The 16151-nt window shown below is 72.0% G+C and carries 8 protein-coding genes and 2 pseudogenes; 1 reads left to right on the top strand and 9 read right to left on the bottom strand.

The annotated features are described in order from the left end of the window. Positions 1-182: 182 nt before the first annotated feature. Both ACH4MY_RS18005 and ACH4MY_RS18010 read right to left on the bottom strand, forming a co-directional pair. On the bottom strand, positions 183-2723 hold the full coding sequence (locus tag ACH4MY_RS18005; RefSeq protein ID WP_398004076.1) for a carboxypeptidase regulatory-like domain-containing protein: 2541 nt from the start codon (positions 2721-2723) through the stop codon (positions 183-185). A gap of 428 nt (positions 2724-3151) precedes the next feature. Further along, a pseudogene (locus tag ACH4MY_RS18010) lies at positions 3152-3277 on the bottom strand (TetR/AcrR family transcriptional regulator); the annotation flags it as partial. Between ACH4MY_RS18010 and ACH4MY_RS18015 the strand changes: the two are divergent. Next, positions 3278-3784: pseudogene (locus ACH4MY_RS18015) on the top strand (FAD-dependent oxidoreductase); the annotation flags it as partial. It abuts the pseudogene before it with no gap. 101 nt (positions 3785-3885) lie between these two features. On the opposite strand, the gene ACH4MY_RS18020 reads toward ACH4MY_RS18015, so the two are convergent. From ACH4MY_RS18020 to ACH4MY_RS18050, 7 genes are all read right to left on the bottom strand, one after another. Beyond that, the gene (locus tag ACH4MY_RS18020; protein ID WP_398004078.1) at positions 3886-4197 is read right to left on the bottom strand and encodes a hypothetical protein; all 312 of its coding nucleotides are present in this window, start codon (positions 4195-4197) and stop codon (positions 3886-3888) included. After that, positions 4184-5410, bottom strand: a complete 1227-nt coding sequence (locus ACH4MY_RS18025; protein WP_398004080.1) for a neprosin family prolyl endopeptidase — start codon at positions 5408-5410, stop codon at positions 4184-4186. The genes ACH4MY_RS18020 and ACH4MY_RS18025 overlap by 14 nt, the downstream gene beginning before the upstream one ends. Positions 5411-5898: 488 nt before the next feature. Further along, positions 5899-6813: a RimK family alpha-L-glutamate ligase gene (locus ACH4MY_RS18030; RefSeq protein WP_398004082.1), complete on the bottom strand. Its 915-nt coding sequence runs from the start codon at positions 6811-6813 to the stop codon at positions 5899-5901. Beyond that, a complete protein-coding gene (locus tag ACH4MY_RS18035) occupies positions 6810-7706 on the bottom strand; it encodes a hypothetical protein (RefSeq protein ID WP_398004084.1) in 897 nt (298 codons plus the stop codon). Before ACH4MY_RS18035 ends, ACH4MY_RS18030 begins: the two co-directional genes overlap by 4 nt. Before the next feature lie 16 nt (positions 7707-7722). After that, positions 7723-8709 (bottom strand): hypothetical protein, encoded by a 987-nt coding sequence (locus ACH4MY_RS18040; RefSeq protein ID WP_398004086.1) that lies wholly within the window; start codon positions 8707-8709, stop codon positions 7723-7725. A gap of 2 nt (positions 8710-8711) precedes the next feature. Beyond that, positions 8712-12524: a hypothetical protein gene (locus tag ACH4MY_RS18045; RefSeq protein ID WP_398004088.1), complete on the bottom strand. Its 3813-nt coding sequence runs from the start codon at positions 12522-12524 to the stop codon at positions 8712-8714. 3 nt (positions 12525-12527) lie between these two features. Further along, positions 12528-16136 carry a hypothetical protein gene (locus tag ACH4MY_RS18050; RefSeq protein ID WP_398004090.1) on the bottom strand — a complete coding sequence of 1203 codons (3609 nt, stop codon included), beginning with the start codon at positions 16134-16136 and terminating at the stop codon, positions 12528-12530. Between the last annotated feature and the right edge of the window lie 15 nt (positions 16137-16151).

The following is a 16151-nucleotide window of genomic DNA, read 5'->3' on the forward strand; positions in this document are numbered from 1 at the left end:
ACCACCGCCGACCATTGAGCGAAGGGTGCCCTCCCTCCCGTACCGACGGGGAGGGAGGGCACCCGCCCGTCGGCCGACCACGACGCCTCGACCCGCGGACACGGTCGATCGGCAGCGCGGAACGGCCCGCCCGTCGGAATGCCGGGCGGGCCGTGCCGGCCGCTACGTCGGGCCGCCCTGACTCAGCTCGCCAGGTCCGGCCGCTGGGTGACCCGGAGCGAGTTCACCAGCGACTTGCCGTGGATCGCCGACAGTCGGACGTTGAGCTGACCGTCGGTGACCTCCACCGTGATGGTCTTGTCCAGAGCCGTGAACGTACCCGCCTCCAGGGCGATGTCGAGGTTGGGGACGAACTCCCTGCCCTCGGCCAGCAGGTCGACGACCCTGGCCCCCGGCCGGGTGCCGCTGACCTCGGCGAATCCGAGCTCGATGCGGTAGACGCCGTTGGGGACGTTGTCGAAGCGGTACTCCTGCGCGCCGGTGCGGGCGGTGCGGTAGAGCCCCTGCTCGTCGGTGCCGGAGATGGTCTTCTTGGTGCTGGTCGTGCTTCCGGACCCGATGTAGCCGTACGAACCGGCCTTGTACGCCTGGTCAGGACCCCAGCTGTCACCTCGCAGGTCCGTGATCGATCCGGTGGCGCCGGTGTCGAGCGCCGCCTGGTAGGCCGGGACGACGATCTTCAGCGGAATCTCGATGACGGGGTCCCTGCCGCTCTCCGACGTGATGAGCAGCGTGCCGTCGAGAACCGTGCCCGGAGTCGCGCCCTCGGTGTCGAAGACCAGGCCCACCTTCTGCTCGGCGCCCTTGGCCAGCACGCCGGAGGTGGCCGTGATCGTGATCCAGGAGGCGTCGCCCTTCTCCTTCACGGTGTACGCGGTGGCGGTGCCCGCGTTGCTCAGGGTCAGCGTGCGGGTGCGCTCCTGTTCCGCCGGGACGACCACGGTGTACTGGTCCGCGGAGCTCTTGACCAGAGCGGTCTTCAGGACGGCGTCGGCCACGGCGATGCCACGGGCCCTCACCTCGCGCACCGCGGTGGCGCCGGAGTAGTGCTCCGCGGAGACCGCGATGCCGTAGGCCGACTCCGTGCTGCCGGCCGGGACCTGGAGGAGATAGCTGCCGTCGGCACCGGTGGTGCCGGTGGCCATGTCGGTGCCGTCCTTGGCGACCTTGACGGTGGCGCCCGCCACGGGCTTGCCATCGTTGTCGTCGGTGACCGTGCCGGCGAGCACCGCGCTCCTGCCCGTGCGGAAGGAGACGCTCATGCCGGTGGCGACGGCCGCCTGGTTGAACGAGTACTGCAGGGCGTCCGTGCCGTTGTGGTCCTCCACAACGATCGTGGCGCCGGAGCCGTTCTCGTAGGTGCCGCTGTCGATGTCCTTGTAGTGGTAGGAGACGGTGCCGTCCTCGCCGATGACCACGGAGAAGCTGATCCGCTGGGCAGGGGCCGAGATGAACTGCAGGTCCCGCCACTCGACGACCGTCGTGCGGTGCGGCGTGGTGCCGCGGGTCGCCCAGTAGACACCGGAGGTGCTGGAGCCGGTGTCGATCTGCAGGTTGTCCCAGAACGGGTAGAGCGCACCGTTGGGCACGCTGGTGGACGGCAGGCTGATGTTCGCCGAGGTGACGCTGGTGGCACCGAACGCGAGCACGCCCTTGACCGTGGCGGTGGCGGAGCGGTACGTCCTGCCGTACAGCGCGACCGGGAACGGCAGGTCGATGGGCGCCGAGCCGGCCGTCGGGCTGGCGATGGCGAGCTTGGTGTCACCGGTCGGGAAGGCACCCGTGCCGACCTGGCAGGTCGTGCCGAAGCCGTCCTCCCGGCTGCCCAGGTCGAAGTCCCTGCCGGCCGAAGCGGTCAGCTCCACTCGCACGGTCGTCGCGGTGGCACAGCGGCTCACAGGGGTGACGGCGATGTTGTACGCACCGACCGGCAGCGGCACCGAGTACGTGCCGTCGGCGGCCGAGACCGTCTTCACCGGGGTGCCCTGGACCACGACGGTCGCACCGGCCTCGACGCCGCCCTCGGTCCGCACGGTGCCGCCGAGCGTCGCGTCCGGCGCCTTCTCCAGGGTGAAGTCCCTGGTCGACGTCCCGTTCTCGACGATCGTGACGGTGGACCCGGTGGGGTGGTAGCCGAACTTGGAGACGGTGACCTTGTAGTCGCCGACCAGGACCTTGGGCAGGCTGTAGCAGCCGTCCGAGCCCGTGGTCAGGGTGGACTTCATCGGTCCGTCCGGCGTCACGGTCGCGCCCGCGACGCCGGTGTCACCGGAGCCGACCTTGCCGCCGATGGCGCCTAGCGCGCCACGCGGGGTGGCGTTGACCGCGGCGTACGCGTCCAGACGTCCCTCGCCCCAGACGTTGTTGAAGTCCGCGGTTCCGCCGCAGCTCGTGTCCTGGGTGTCGATCGCGGTCTCGTCGAGGATCCTCTCCGTCGCCGCGACGTCGCCGCGGAGCGCGGGCGGACCCGCGGTGTTGCATCCTTCGGTTCCGGCGTTGCCGTTGGAGAAGGACGGGAAGATGCCCGCGTCACGCCACGACTGGACGGTGTCCTTGTACCAGGTGTCGATGATGTCGGCACCCCACGAGTTGTTGATGACGTCCGGCGCGAGGTCCGGCCTCGGGTTGGCGCCCGAGGCGTCCGTGGGCGCGACCATCCACTGGCCCGAGGCGAGGAGATCCGCCTGCGAGCAGGAGCTGGTTCCACAGCCCTTGGCCGCCATCCACGTGGCGCCGGGGCGACGCCGATCTGGTTGCCGGCGCCGTCGTCGCCGACCATGGTGCCCACCGTGTGGGTGCCGTGGCCGTGGTTGTCAGAGGGCGCGGAGGTCGGACAGGTGCCCGCGGGGTCGAACCAGTTGTACGAGTGATCGTACGATCCGTCGACCTTCAGGCCCCGGTACTTCGACGCGAGGGTCAGATCCTTTCCGGATCTCGCCGGGGCCGGGCCGCACGGCCGCCGGCACACCTTCTCCGCCGCCATCCGGACCCTCGAACGGAGCTCCGCCGCCGGGCAGGTTCGGCGCAGCGGGCCCGTGCCTCACACGGCCGCCGGCAGCGTCGCCGGTCCACCCTCCCCTCGCGCCGAACCGTGATCGTCGCAAAGCGAGGCGCCGGGTGTCATGCCGACGGCAGGGCGAGTTTGACGGCGGGAGTCGATGTCGGCGAGGCCGTCGAGGGCGGCCAACGTGGCTTCGGCCACGGCGAGGCCGTTCGGACCCAGAGACGGACGGCCGCCGAGCAGGTCGACCAGCCATTCGTGACGGAGAGCCGCCTGAACCGCGCCCTCGTCGCCCAACGCAACAGCGGCGGCCACGTCAAGGTGTACGCCCAGTTCCGCGCGCCGCTGGACCGGCACACGCACCTGGACCCGGCCGACATGGAGGCTGTGCGATCCAGCCTGCTGGCTCGCTTCGACGGCTGGGCCGCTCCCGTCCTCGACCTCCTCCGCCACGGCACCGCTTTCGTCCACCGCCCCCTGCACGTCCTGCCCGTCGCCCACACCTGGCCCCACGTGCCCGGGGTGACGCTCTTGGGCGACGCCGCCCACCTGATGCCACCCCTGGGGGCGGGCGCGAACCTCGCGATGCTCGAAGGCGCCGAACTCGCCGAGTCCATCGCCACCGGCCCCGGAGATCTGGACGAGGCCGTACGCGCCTTCGAAGAACAGATGTGGGCCCGGGCCGGCAGATGGGCGCAGCTCACGACGGCCGGACTGGAACGCCTCGTGAGCCCGAACCCCGCCGAAGCCCTCGCCCTCTTCGACGAGGTCCAGCCGTCCTGACCACCGGCCTCATCGGCACCGCCGTCGACCGGCACGACGACACACCCGCGCAGCGACGGACCTGCGAGATCGCTCGCGTCCCTCCGCGTTCACTCGGCGGCTCAGGGGGACCGGGGTGGCGATGCCGCCCCGTGAGACGGCGGTTCTTCGGGGTTGTGGGTCGCCGGGGAGTCGGTGACGACCCGTTTGCCGTCCAGTGTGTAGTCGCGGGGGCGGCGCCGGGGCACGTACCCCTCGGGGCAGAGCCTTGCGCCCCGCCCCCGTACGGTGCCCTCGTCCTGCGTGGACGGGTGGGGCGGCGGCTCCGCCGTCCCACCCGCCTCGTCGATCCGGACGCACTCGATCTCCGGGTCGACCTCGGAGGGGATCACCTCGGGCCGGTCGTCCTCGGCCGGGAGGTCACTCGACTCCACCCGGGCCTCCCCAGTAGAAGTTCGATCCCCAGGTCGTCGTACCGGAGAAGTCGGTCGCGATCCTGTAGGCGTTCGGGTTGGTCTCGTGGATGTAGCCCTGCATGTTGACCATCGTTCCGGAGGTGTCGGACTGATAGGCCAGGTTGCGCATATAGGCCGCACGGCGCCAGCCCTCGTACGGGAAGTGGCCGCTGCCCATCCAGGTGGCCGTCGCCCCCGGGTGGCCGATCTCGTCGACGATCTCGCCGCCCCAGTCGATGGACTGCGCCTGGTTGAGCAGCCCGGCGGCGTTGAACAGGCCTTCGGCGCCGCCGGCGGGGTAGTACCCCATCCATTCGTTGCCTATCCGGACCCACCAGTTGCCGGCGAAGAGCGTGACCTTGATGGAGAGTTCGTACTGGTCCCCGTCGTACACGCTCTCCGCGAGGCGTACGGTCGGGTAGACCGAGGTCGACACCTGCTTCCAGCCGAGCACGTCGGTGTTGTAGCCGCCCTTCTTCGGGCCGCCCGCCGTGTAGTTGTTGGTCGTGTAGAAGATGAACAGGTGCGGATACCAGTCCCCGTAGAGGCCCTTGTAGGTCTGCGCACCCACTTCGACGGTCTGCCCGTCGGCCGTGCCCTGCGCGAAGCTGCCGCGCACCACCCACTCCTGCCCGAGAGAGAACTCGTCCGACCACTGGACGTAGGGCCGCCAGGTGTTGATGACGCCTTCCGTCCCGTAGTTCGTGACCTGCTGGATGGCGTGGGCGTACTTGTGCGGGGAGACGGCCATGGGCGCGACGCCGGGATCGTCCGGCGGTGTCAGGACCTTCGCCCGTGTCCCCTTGGCGAGGTAGTCCTGGAGGGTGCCGGTGGCGGTGATGCTGTCCAGCTGCTTGTGCACCATCGGGACCGTGCCGGGAGGGCCCGTCCGGGCGCTGTCGACGGCCGTCTGGAAGGGCTGGGGGGACGCGGGGCGGTCGGTGGTGCCGGAGCGTTCCGGGTACTCGAGATCGGGTGGCTCGGCATCGGCCTCGCTGGGGACCCAGTCGAGGTCCTCCCCGTACGGAGTCGTGGTGCGGGCCACGACGTCGCGGCCCGCGTACAGGTCCTTGAAGTACTGCCGGATCTCGTCGAGCCGCTCCGCGGCCTCGCGGTCCAGGTCCCGGCCCGCGCGTGGTGGCGGCGCCGACCTGGGGGCCTCCGGGTTGCGTTCGATCCTGCCGGATTCCATGTTTCCTCCTTCGGGCTTCACGAGCGACCCCGCCGGGGGGCCGACGCTGAACTCGACGTACTGGGACCGGTGAAGTCGAAAGTCGTGGAGTCGTACGTCGTTGAAGTCGAAGTCGTTAGCCCTGGAGCGTGAAGACCGTGGCGACCCGCGCCGTGTCGCCCGGATGGCCGGCCGTACGGCTGGGGTGGTCACCCCGGATGTCACCGTCGGGGCCATGGGTGCTGTGGTGGGGGCATGTCGGTGCTCGGCTCGGGGAGCTCTGAGACACGTGGTTCGTGCGCGACACCGGTCATGGGAGACCTCTTGCCCGTCGGATGCGGGCGACGATGCCGCGGCCGCACAGCCCCGGTATCTCCCATCCTGCCCCCTCGCGGGAGTCGGCGCAGCTCGACTCCTCACGCACGGGAGGAGAAAGCCGGCCGTCACGACGCCCTCCTCTTTTCGTTGCCGGGACCGGGCCCCGACCCCGCCGTTCCTCATGCCCGCCGTCATCGGCCGAGCAGGGCCCGGGCGATCGCGTCGGAGATCGGCTGGGCCGTGTGGTCCTCGTAGAAGCTGTACGCGGGACTGGGGTTGACCTCGAAGCAGAAGAACTCGCCGTCGTCCGTGAGGACGAGGTCGATGCCGGCGAGGGTGAGGCCCAGACCGGTGGCGAGGTCCGCGCAGCGCAGCGCCAGTTCGCGGGGCGGGGTCCACGGCCTGAGGTCGGCGCGGCCTCCGTACCGGCCGGCGTAGCGGTAGTCCACCTGGTCGGTCTCGATGCGGGTGGCGAAGACCTCGCCCGCGACGACGTGCACGCGGATGTTCACGCCGGGGACGTAACGCTGGAACTGGACGGGGCACGAACGGATCTGCGGGAGCCGGGCGGCGGCCTCGTCGTCGAGCAGCCGTACGATCGACCGCACCGCGCTGATCGACTTGTAGACGACCCTGCGGTGCCGGTCGCGGAAGGCCAGGGCGAGGTCGGGGTCGTCGGTGACGAGGGTCTCCGGCACGCGGAACCCGGCGCGGCGGATCAGCTGGGCCTGGTAGGGCTTGGAACGGTTGGTCGCCGTCGCGGAGGCGCGGTTCATGACGCGTCCCGGCGCGATCTCGATCCAGGTGCCGAGGGCCTCGTGCCAGGCCTGGCAGTGCCGCAGCGTCTCCTCGCCCGCACCGCGCGTCTCCGGCAGCAGCCGCCAGTCCATGAGCCGGGTGTAGATGCCGGTGACGTCGGAGCACGGAACGGTCCGGCCGTCGCATCCCAGGTGCCCGCGCACCTCCGCGCCGTCGACACGGATGTCGATCGGGGTGTCCGCGAAACGGCGCTGGTGCAATACGGCGTACGGCAGCCCTCGGCGTCGCAGCGCGTCGGTGACGAGGGCGATCGGCCGCTCGCTGGCGATGCCGCAGACGATGATCACCGGGACCTCGCCGGCAGCCGGGTCAGGTACGCGTGAAGGCCGTCGAGCATCGGGGCGCCGGCGATCCGCAGGTCGGGCAGGAGCGTCGCCCCGGCGAACCGTGCGCCGTGCCGGGTGTGCGCGTCGGGCTTCAGGTGGATGCCCAGGAGGTCCGCTCCCGCGCCGCGGGCGAGGCTGAGGCAGGCCGGGGACAGGCCGTCGAGCGCTTCGTCGATGTGGACGCCATGGACGTCGCGGACGCCATGGCCACCGCGGACGCCGTATCCGCCGTACCCGCCGTAGACCTCGTCGCCGAGGACGAGCAGGGTGCGGGTGGACAGCCGGTCCGTGGACTCTTCGTGCGTGGTGTCGTCGGTCAGCCTCAGCGGCGGCACCTCCAGTCCCGCCGCGGCGGCGAGCACGGTCCACTCGGCGGGCGAGCGGAGGGTGCCGGACAGCCCGAGGGCGCTGGGGCGGTTGACCGTCACGGGGGCGAGGCACTGGATCCAGCTGAGGACGAGCGCGTCCCATTCCGCCATCGCGTAGGCGGTGTCGGCCGGGGAGGCGAAGCGGAGATGGCCCACGGGTGCGTGGGTGAGCCGGTTGACCACGCCGTGGACGGCGTCGCTCGCGAGCTTGCGTCCGTCGGGCAGGGTGAGCTCGAAGCGCGCCCGATCCCCGGCGGGGGCATCCCCGGCGGCGGCATCCCCAGCGGGGAGGTCTTCACCGGTCCGGTCGGAGTCGACGCCGTCCTGCCCCTCGCCCCGTTCCTCCTCGATCCGGTGCGTGGACCGTGCGGTGCGGGTCAGCGTCCCGGCCTCGACGACCTCCACCGGGTCGAGCCCCCGTGCGCGCAGCCCGTCGGCGGCCCAGCGGGCCGCCCGGTCCTCGGCGTCGCACAGCACCAGCCACATGACGACCGCCGCCGTGCTACGGCGCCGGGTCCTCGTGGACGAGTGCGCTCGTCGCTGTGTCGGGGCGCAGGTCCGGGGGGATGAAGTGCACGTGCGGGGAGGCGGCACCGGTCCAGGCGACGAGCGGTACGAGGGGCGTGGGGAAGGGGTCGACGGCCATCATCAGCTCGTGCGGCGTGTCCTTGTGCTCCTTGTCCTTGCCCTCCTTCCCGTCCTTGTCCTTGTGGTCCTTCTCCTTCTCCTTGCCGAGCTTCTCGGAGACGCTGAGATGGAGCGTCCGTTCCTCCTCGTCGCGGGTGTTGGCCTCCAGGGTGAAGTCGGTGAAGTGATGGTTGTGTCCGGCGCCGAAGGGGATGAATTCGACGGGAGGGATCTTGATGGTGAGGTGCCCGCAGCCGTTGGGCGCGACGGTCGGTGTCACCTCGTCCAGGAGGAAGCCGTCGCCCAGGTCGGTGCCGGCCGGGGTGTCGATGACCAGGTCTCCCGTGCCGATGTTGGCCACGTTCACGAGGATGTCGTCGACGGGTACTCCCTGGACGACGAGCCGTGCGTGGGACTGTGGCATCAGGATCCGCGGTTGACGGGTGTCCTCCTCGAGGTCCGAGACGACCCAGACGAAGAGGAGTTCCGTCGAGGCCTTGTTCGTGATGCGTATGTGCCAGGGCAGGTCGGACGATTTGGTGATGTCCAGTCTGACCAGGAACACGTCCCGGGGCTCGCGGGTCCAGGAGGCCGTGGCGACCGGCGACAGGGTGTCGTCACGGATCGTCACCGTGTCCGGTTCTCGCGGCACCGGAGCGAACTCCCCCAGCCCCACGCGCAGTTCGATCGCCGGGGCCGCTTCCCCGGCTGGCGCGCACTCCGACCCCAGGGCGATGAGGCGAAGGAACATGCCCGTCAGCTGGGCACCCACCTCGAAGGCGACCGGAGCGCCGGGCGGCGATCCCGCGGCGAGTCTCAGCGGCCCCGCCTCGGGGAACATCTGGAAGACCGGGTCGACCATGCTCACCACACTCCAAGGGGGACGATGTCGGCGTAGACGAGCCGCCCCGGGCCTTCGACGGCGGATCCCGTCTCGTTCGTGGCGGGCGGATGCGTCTCGTACTCCTGGACGACGATGCGCTGGGGGCGGCCCCCGGTGGCGGGGAGGTCGAGGTCGCGGGCCTGGCCGAGGGGCCCGGAGGTCCGGAAGACGGTGCTCCAGCCCGCGCCGCCGCCGTCCGCGGCCGGGTCGGAACCGACCTGGAGTTCGGTACGGACGAGGTTCGGCCGGGGGCCGGCCGGTCCGAGGCCATCGACGAGGACGGTGGCCCGTCCCGTCGTGCGGGTGACGACGAGCCGGCGGTGGGGCGGGAGCTGGACGGGCTCCGTCCGCAGGGAGGGCGACAGGGTGGGGACACCGTCGACGGTGTGGGCCTGGTAGCGGGCCAGGGCCAGCCGGACGAAGGGGAAGTAGGAGGCGGTGACGAGGGGGGACAGGTCGATGTCGGCGTACCAGCGGTCGGCCTCCTCGTCGAAGCGGACGGGGTGGGCGATCACGTCGAGCGCGCGTTCCAGTTCCGGCAGGTCCGCTTCGAGGGCGCGTTCCCGTTCCGGCTGGTCCGCCCGGTCGCCGCGTGGGGCGACGACGTCGCTCCGGCCGAGGACGGGAGGCGGGGCGCCGGTGGTCCAGATCGGGTCGCGGCCCGCGACGCTGACGTACCGCAGCACGTCGGCGGGGGCGGACGGGCCGGGCCAGGTGAGGACGGCGAGGCGTTCGTCGTCCCCGGAGACGTACCAGGGCCGTTCGAGCAGGACCCGGAGGCCGCCCCCGTACCGCCACCGGGTGAGCGACTTCTGGCCGTCGTGCGAACGGAGCCAGCGGAACGTCGGCACGGTGTGGAGGACCTTGGGCGCCGGCGGTCGGGCGGAGCTGGGCACGTCCGTGATCTCCAGGACACCCTCGCTCAGGCAGGCCCGGGGGTCGGCGGCGGTGGCGCGGCGGAAGCAGTCCTGGTAGCGGGAGACGGCGGTGGCTCGGTACAGGACGTGCCGACGGCGGGTGTCGCCGAACTCCTGGCGGATCGTGGGGAACGCCTCGTGCTGAGGGGCGCGCCGGACGTCGTACGAGCCGAGGATCGCGGTCTGCCGGCGCTCGGCCGGCTTCTGCGGCGGGAGGTCCTCGTGGTCGGTCCACTCGGCGCGCAGGTCCAGGCGGCCGGTGCTGGCGATGTGGATGCGCAGGCCGTCGGTGCGCAGGACGGCGCTGGTGTCTCCGGCGATCCGCCGGGCGGCGAGCAGACCAGAGGGGATCGCCAGGGGGCGCTGCACGGCGTGGACGAGCGTGACGGTGCGGGGCGGTGTGACCAGGCGGTTGCGGCCCTCGACGATGGGCTTGAACGCGGTGGGGTCGGTGGGGTCGATGCCCAGCCAGGTGACGATGCCGAACAGCTGGACGCTGCGGGTGCCGGGGCAGGAGGGGATGTCGAACGTGACCTCTTCGGCGGGGCCGAGCGCGACGGTGAACGTGCGCTGGTCCGGGGAGCGGGTCAGGGTGCAGCCGCCGGGGCCGCCGACGAGGCGGAGCGAGATCGGCGCGTACGCCGGCCAGGTGCCCTGCCACAGGCCGGTTCTCTTGTCGCCCACGACCGTTCCGTACGTGCCGGATTCGGGGTCGACGGGCCTGCGGCGCGGATTCAGGGCGAGGTGCGTGGTGGCCGGGTCGGGGAGCCAGGGCAGGGAGACACCCGTCTCGGGTAGGAAGACGTACGGGGCTGGGACGGTGGAGCCGGTCTCCGCTCCCACGACGACCGCGCCGGCGATGTCGGAGACGGCCCGGTCGGCTCGTTCGGCGACCGCGAAGAACTCCTTCACCTTCGCGGTCGGCACGTCCGGGCCGAGGGCGGCGTCGAAGGTGCGGTCGTGCTGGAGGGCCAGTTCGAGGGAGCACGCGGGGGCGAGGAGGTGGCGCAGGTCGAAGGCACGGTGGCCGTGGGCCGCCGCGTACGCCTCCACCGTCGTGTCGCGATCGCTGCGGATGACCATCAGGTCCAGGGTCTCGCCGTCGGCCAGTTCGCGGGTGGGGACGAGTTCCGGGGGTGGGAGGGGCTCGAAGCGGTGGTGCCGGAAGACGTTCGTCCGTTCCTCTTCGGGCCCGGTCTCGTCAGGGCGCAGTCCGCCTCCGGCGAGGTCGGCGATCCGTACGCGGAGGCGGTAGTCGCGGCCGAACCGCAGGCGGGGCAGCGATCCCGGGTCGGTTTCGACGACGGCGTCGAAGGGCGGCGGGTCGGCCGCCGCCGACATCTCGTCCCCCGTGTCGACGATCCGCTCGGGTCGCTCCGCGACCAGGCTCCAGCCGTCCCAGCGCATCACGATCTGGTGGAGGTACAGGGCGTCTCGCGCGCCGGCTCCGGTCGTCGACGCCTCGGGGCGTACGAATCCCTCCTCGACGAGGCCGGCGGGGCCGCTGCCGCCGGACGCGTCCTGTCCGATCGTCAGGTCGCCGATCTTGTAGCGGACGCGCCGGCGGCAGAGTGGGTACCACCGGTTCCTGGCCACGTCGAAGATGTCCACCCGGTAGCCGCCGAGCAGCGAATCCGCGGTCACCGGCTGGGTGGTGAGGCCGTCGGCCGTCGCCCGCTGGGCGGCCCGCCGGAGCTGCCTGTGGTGTTCCTGTACGCGGTCCCGCTCGACGAGGGCGTAGCCCATCGACCGCAGGGCGGGCAGCGCGCCGACGTCGGCCCGGTCCTGCGAGGCCGGCCGGGCGCGGTCCGACTCGGCGACGCCGACCATGCGCAGGGCGGCGCCGTCGACGTCGAACGGCATCACCTCGTACCGCGACGCGCCGGCGTCCCCGGTGGGGGACGGCACCCCGGTGCCGGCCAGAGGCAGCATGCCGCGGCTGAGTTCGGTGGCCGCCGGTCCCGGCAGTGACGCGGCGACGAAGCGGTTCCCGTCCAGGAGGTAGGCGGTCTTCGGGGACAGATCGTCCTGAGTGGCGTGGGACCAGCCGGGCGGCACGGAGCCGTCGGGGTTCGGCCAGTACGGGACGACGCGGAGCTCCCTCGCGCCACCGGCCTCGGCCAGCGGGGCGGGCTCCACGGCCAGGTCGATCAGCAGTCCGAGCGCGCGGAGGAGCAGCGGGTGGTCGGCGAGGCGGGAGACGATCTCGTGGAACTCGCGCACGGGGCCGGCGGACGACGAGAACTCCGTGAACGTGTCGGAGCCGCGCTGGTAGAAGGCGTACGCCTGGGCGAGCGCCGACCGGGGTGCGGACGGGTCGGGCTCCGCCGTGCCGTCCAGTGGTGCGAGCCGCGCCTGCCACATCGCGCTCACCCGGCTCAGCGCCGCCCGCAGCTCGGGGTCGGTCTCGGGGACCCCGCCGTCGTGGTCGAGGTGGACACGGGCCGTGGCCGTGTACGCCTGGCGTACCTCGGCGGCGGCCTCGGAGGCCGGGAACTCACGGACCTCTCGTTCGTCGTAGGAGGTCGTCCGGTACGGGACCACGGGCGAGTCTGCGGTGAACAGGGCCTTCCAGGCGGAAAGCCGGCGGGCGGTGGTGAAGCGGACCTCCTGCTGCTCGATGGTGAGATGCGGGACCTGGTACGAGGCGACGGGCCGCGTTCCCCGGAAGACGTCGAACCGGACAGCGGCGAGGCGTTCGGGCCAGGTCTGCATGCCGAAGTCCGACAGCTTCCGGTCTCCCGGGGGGCCGATCAGCCGGGGGGTGAGGAGGACGGACAGCAGGGCCATGGGGGTGGAGTGTCCCGGGACGAGGGCGACCCGCCCGGCCGGGATCGGTGTCCAGACGAACTGTCGCCGCAGGTCGGTGGCGGGCATGGGTCACTCCTTCGCGAAGGCCCGGCAGTACGTCTGCCACGGGAACGAGGAGCCCTGGGGTCCGAGCGCGGCCTCGACGGTCGAGCTCCGCAGTGCCGCGTCCTCGGAGGCCTGCCGTGCCTCCTCGGACGCCGTCAGGGCGTCCCGGGGGCCGGCGGCGACGCTGGGGCCCTTGAAGCTCTTGTGGCATGTGAGGGTGACGGAGGTGGACCAGAAGGTGAGGTCGACGGTGATCACGAGCCGTGCGGAGCCGTGCAGTTCGTTGTGCTCCACGTCGTAGGTGAGGCTCAGTGTCAGCTCCACGGAGACCCGGATCAGGCCCAGGACGGAGACGCTGCCCCCGATCCGCAGATAGCCCGTGATCTCGGTCGTGCCGCCCGTCTTGACGAAGACGACACCGCCGAAGACATGGACCTCGCCGGCCGCGACGCCGAAGTCCATGGCGACGCTGGCTCCGAACTCGATTCCGCCGACGAGCCGTTGCAGTCCCCCTGCGGGGTCGCCGGCGCTCACTCCGAGCTCCAGATAACCGCCGCCGCCGAAGCCGCTGACGGTCACGAGGAACGGCCGTTCTCGTGTGGCGAAGGCGAAGTCGACCTCGATGGGCCGCTGTTCGAGCGAGAGGACGAGGCCGATGCGGACGGCCAGGTTCTGCACGGTGAACACGCCCATGCCGAGGGTGGGCACGGCGATCGTGTACGTGGCCCGGATCTGGACCGCGGAGATCTCGACGTGCGGCCCGCCGCGTCCTGCCTGCGGGATCTTCTCCGCCAGCGTCCTGACGAAGTTCAGCTTCCCGGCGAGCCGTGCGTCCGCGAGTTCGAAGGTGAGGGAGGGATTCTCTCCGGAGTTGGAGGTGAAGCGGACCTCCTTGAAGGTGAGGACGACGAGGGCGGAGGCGCGGGTCGGGATCTCCAGTGTGAAGTCCGTGACCTCACCGGTCGTGCGCAGCTGGGGCCGACCGTCGACGACCTGGGAGAGGACCTCCAGGAAGACCTTGGATGTGGGCGTCTTCGGGTGGAAGGGTTCCACCTCCGTCGTCAGCCGCTCGCTCCAGGTCAGCTTCGCGGACGGCGCGCCGACCGCGTCGGACCAGGTGATCTGCGGACGCGAGGTGATGACGGACACGATGCGGCGGAGCGAGATGACGCCGAACAGTCTGGCCTCCTCGGCGAACATGTCCTGCGGTCTCGGCGGGAAGGGGCCGCCGGCGATCGGGCCGGCCAGGCGGGAGATCTCGGTGACGGCCATGTTCGGCGCGGCCACCATGCCCGTACGCGCCCCGGCCGCGGCGAAGTCGATGACCTTCGGCTCCAGCAGGGCGAGCAGGACCTCGGGCCGCGGGCCGCCGCCGGCCGTCAGGAAGGCCTTCGAGAACTCGGCCGGCGCCGTCGGCGACGATCCGATCAGCTGGCGTACCGCCGGCAGCGTGACCTCCATGCGGGTGACACGGGGGTGGAATCCGACACCGTTCGCGGCGAGGGGGGCGCCGACGCCGCCGAAGGACATCGACCGTACTTCCTGGACCGCGCCTTCGAGCGGCTGGGTGGCGGTCTTCATGGCGAGGGCGATCCTGCGTCCGATCTCTCGCGTCGGGTGTCCCGTGTCGCGCCGGTCACCCGTGCGTGCCCCGTGGGCGTACTCGGCGTCGAGCGAGGCGGCCTGGGAGGTGCCGAGGCCCGCGTCGTCGACGAACAGCATCGGCAGTTGGAAGTCGACGACCTCCCGGTCCGCCCGGGCGTGCACGGTGAACTCGACGGTCGCTCCCGACCGCGTGGGCCAGAACGCCTGGCCGGGCAGCCACACCGCCGCGTCCAGGTCCGTCAGCTGCCTGGGCTCGACGGACACCTCCTGGAAGGGGAAGGCACGCTCGTACGCCCTGCCGGCGCCGTCGCCGATGCCGTAGCGGCGCGTCGGCTCGGTGACGATGAGCGTGCGGGTCGTGCGGAGCGCCGCCACGGCCGGGGCCTGCCGGTCGAACCGGCGCTCGGTGACCTCGACGAAGGCGGCCCGGTGTCCGAAGGGGAAGAGCGCGCCGCGGGTGAGAACGCGGACGTAGTAGTCGCGGCCCATCGCGGACTGGTGGGTCCAGTCGAGTGTGGGCCATGAGGCGGTGGCGTCGAACCAGGCGCCGAACGCGCTGAGGACGAGCCGGTCGACCGTCACGGGCGGATCGGTGGACAGCGCCCCGAGGGCGGCGATCGACGCCGTGTGGTGGCCGAGCGGGGTGGCGAGGGCCGGCTCGTCCGGGAGGGCCTTGACGGGCCTCACCCGGAGCGCGTCCGCCCCGTCGGGGCGGGTGATCCGGCTGTGCCACAGCTCGGTGGTGCCGTCGTGTCCGACGGCGGGCAGGGCGTGGTGCGTGCAGTGGGCGCCGGTCGGCAGTTGCAGGAGCAGGCGCCAGGGCAGTTCGAGGCGGCCGTCCTCCGGTCCGGCGTTCCCGGGCGTCGCGACCAGGGGCAGTCTGCCCATGGCGGTCAGGACGCCGTCGACCGTGAGCGGTACGGCCTCCTGCCCGATGGCGAAGGCCAGTCGTGAGGGGCCCGCGATCCGTGCCTGGCTGGTCGTGTCCGTCGGGGAGACGGTCTCGGCGATGTGCTGCGGCGGGAACTCCACGACGAGCCGGGCGTCGGGCCGCGCGGCGACGACCTCCACCACGCCGTCGGCGCGGACCTGTTCGCGCAGTCCGCTCCCGCGGACGGTCAGCGCGACAAGGTCCTCGGGGCGCAGGGCCTGGTAGCCCCGCACGTCGGCCCAGATGTCGATGAGCTGCCAGTCGGCCCACGTACGGTCGAGCTGCCGGTGCATCAGGGCCGTACTGGCCCAGACGGCGAACACATGGGTGGGCCCCGCCTCGTCGCGGACGGCGGCGAGGTGGGGGGCGGTCGCGCCGTCGGTGGCGAGGTCGCCTCCGAGGTCCTCCCATCGGGAGGGCTCCGCCCGTGATCGGTGCCACAGTCTGCGGCCGGCGACGGCGAAGAGGTCACGTTCCGTCGCGGCGAAGCCGGTGGGGCGGGGGTCGGCGTCGGGACGTCGGTCCTCGGAGAGCCGGTCGAGGAGGAGCGTCAGCTGCTCGTCCGTCAGGATCGGGTGGGCCGCCGGGGGCTGCGCGGCGAGCGGGTCGGGGGACGTCCACGGGGTCCAGCCGTGGCCGGACGCGTCACCGAGGACGGCGCCGAAGACGCCACGGGCCTCGCCGTCCGCCTCGGCAGCGTCGCCGGCCTCGGCGCCGGTCTCTTCACGGAGCGTGCCGTGTTCACGGAGCGTGTCGCGTTCACGGAGCGTGTCGTGTTCACGGAGCGTGTCGCGGGTGCCGTCACGGGCCGCCGCGAAGAGCCGGTGCTTCGCCCCGCGACCGCCGTCGACGGCGAGGAGCTCGATCCGGCCGGGGCCGGAGCGCACCGCGGCCAGCCACCCGGCGCACTCCGGTGCCCCGGGCGACGGCCACGGCCGGCCGAGCGAGTGCCAGGCGCCCCATTGGCCTCGGACCATGGCGGGCGACTGTGTGCGCGTCCTGTGCCAAACGCAGCCGTCACCGTCGCCGACGAACAGGTCGAGGCGGCCGGGGGCGGGGGAACAGGCGGTGAGCGCGGTCACCGTGGAGGCCGTCATGGGGCGTCACCTCGT

Source organism: Streptomyces sp. NPDC017246 (assembly GCF_044331325.1).
Classification (GTDB): domain Bacteria; phylum Actinomycetota; class Actinomycetes; order Streptomycetales; family Streptomycetaceae; genus Streptomyces.

Bases quoted from the DNA above. Each gene is read 5' to 3' on its own strand.
- ACH4MY_RS18050 (WP_398004090.1), bottom strand. From the start codon at position 16,136: ATGACGGCCTCCACGGTGACCGCGCTCACCGCCTGTTCCCCCGCCCCC.
- ACH4MY_RS18045 (WP_398004088.1), bottom strand. From the start codon at position 12,524: ATGCCCGCCACCGACCTGCGGCGACAGTTCGTCTGGACACCGATCCCG.
- ACH4MY_RS18035 (WP_398004084.1), bottom strand. From the start codon at position 7,706: ATGTGGCTGGTGCTGTGCGACGCCGAGGACCGGGCGGCCCGCTGGGCC.
- ACH4MY_RS18005 (WP_398004076.1), bottom strand. From the start codon at position 2,723: ATGGCGGCCAAGGGCTGTGGAACCAGCTCCTGCTCGCAGGCGGATCTC.
- ACH4MY_RS18040 (WP_398004086.1), bottom strand. From the start codon at position 8,709: ATGGTCGACCCGGTCTTCCAGATGTTCCCCGAGGCGGGGCCGCTGAGA.
- ACH4MY_RS18025 (WP_398004080.1), bottom strand. From the start codon at position 5,410: ATGGAATCCGGCAGGATCGAACGCAACCCGGAGGCCCCCAGGTCGGCG.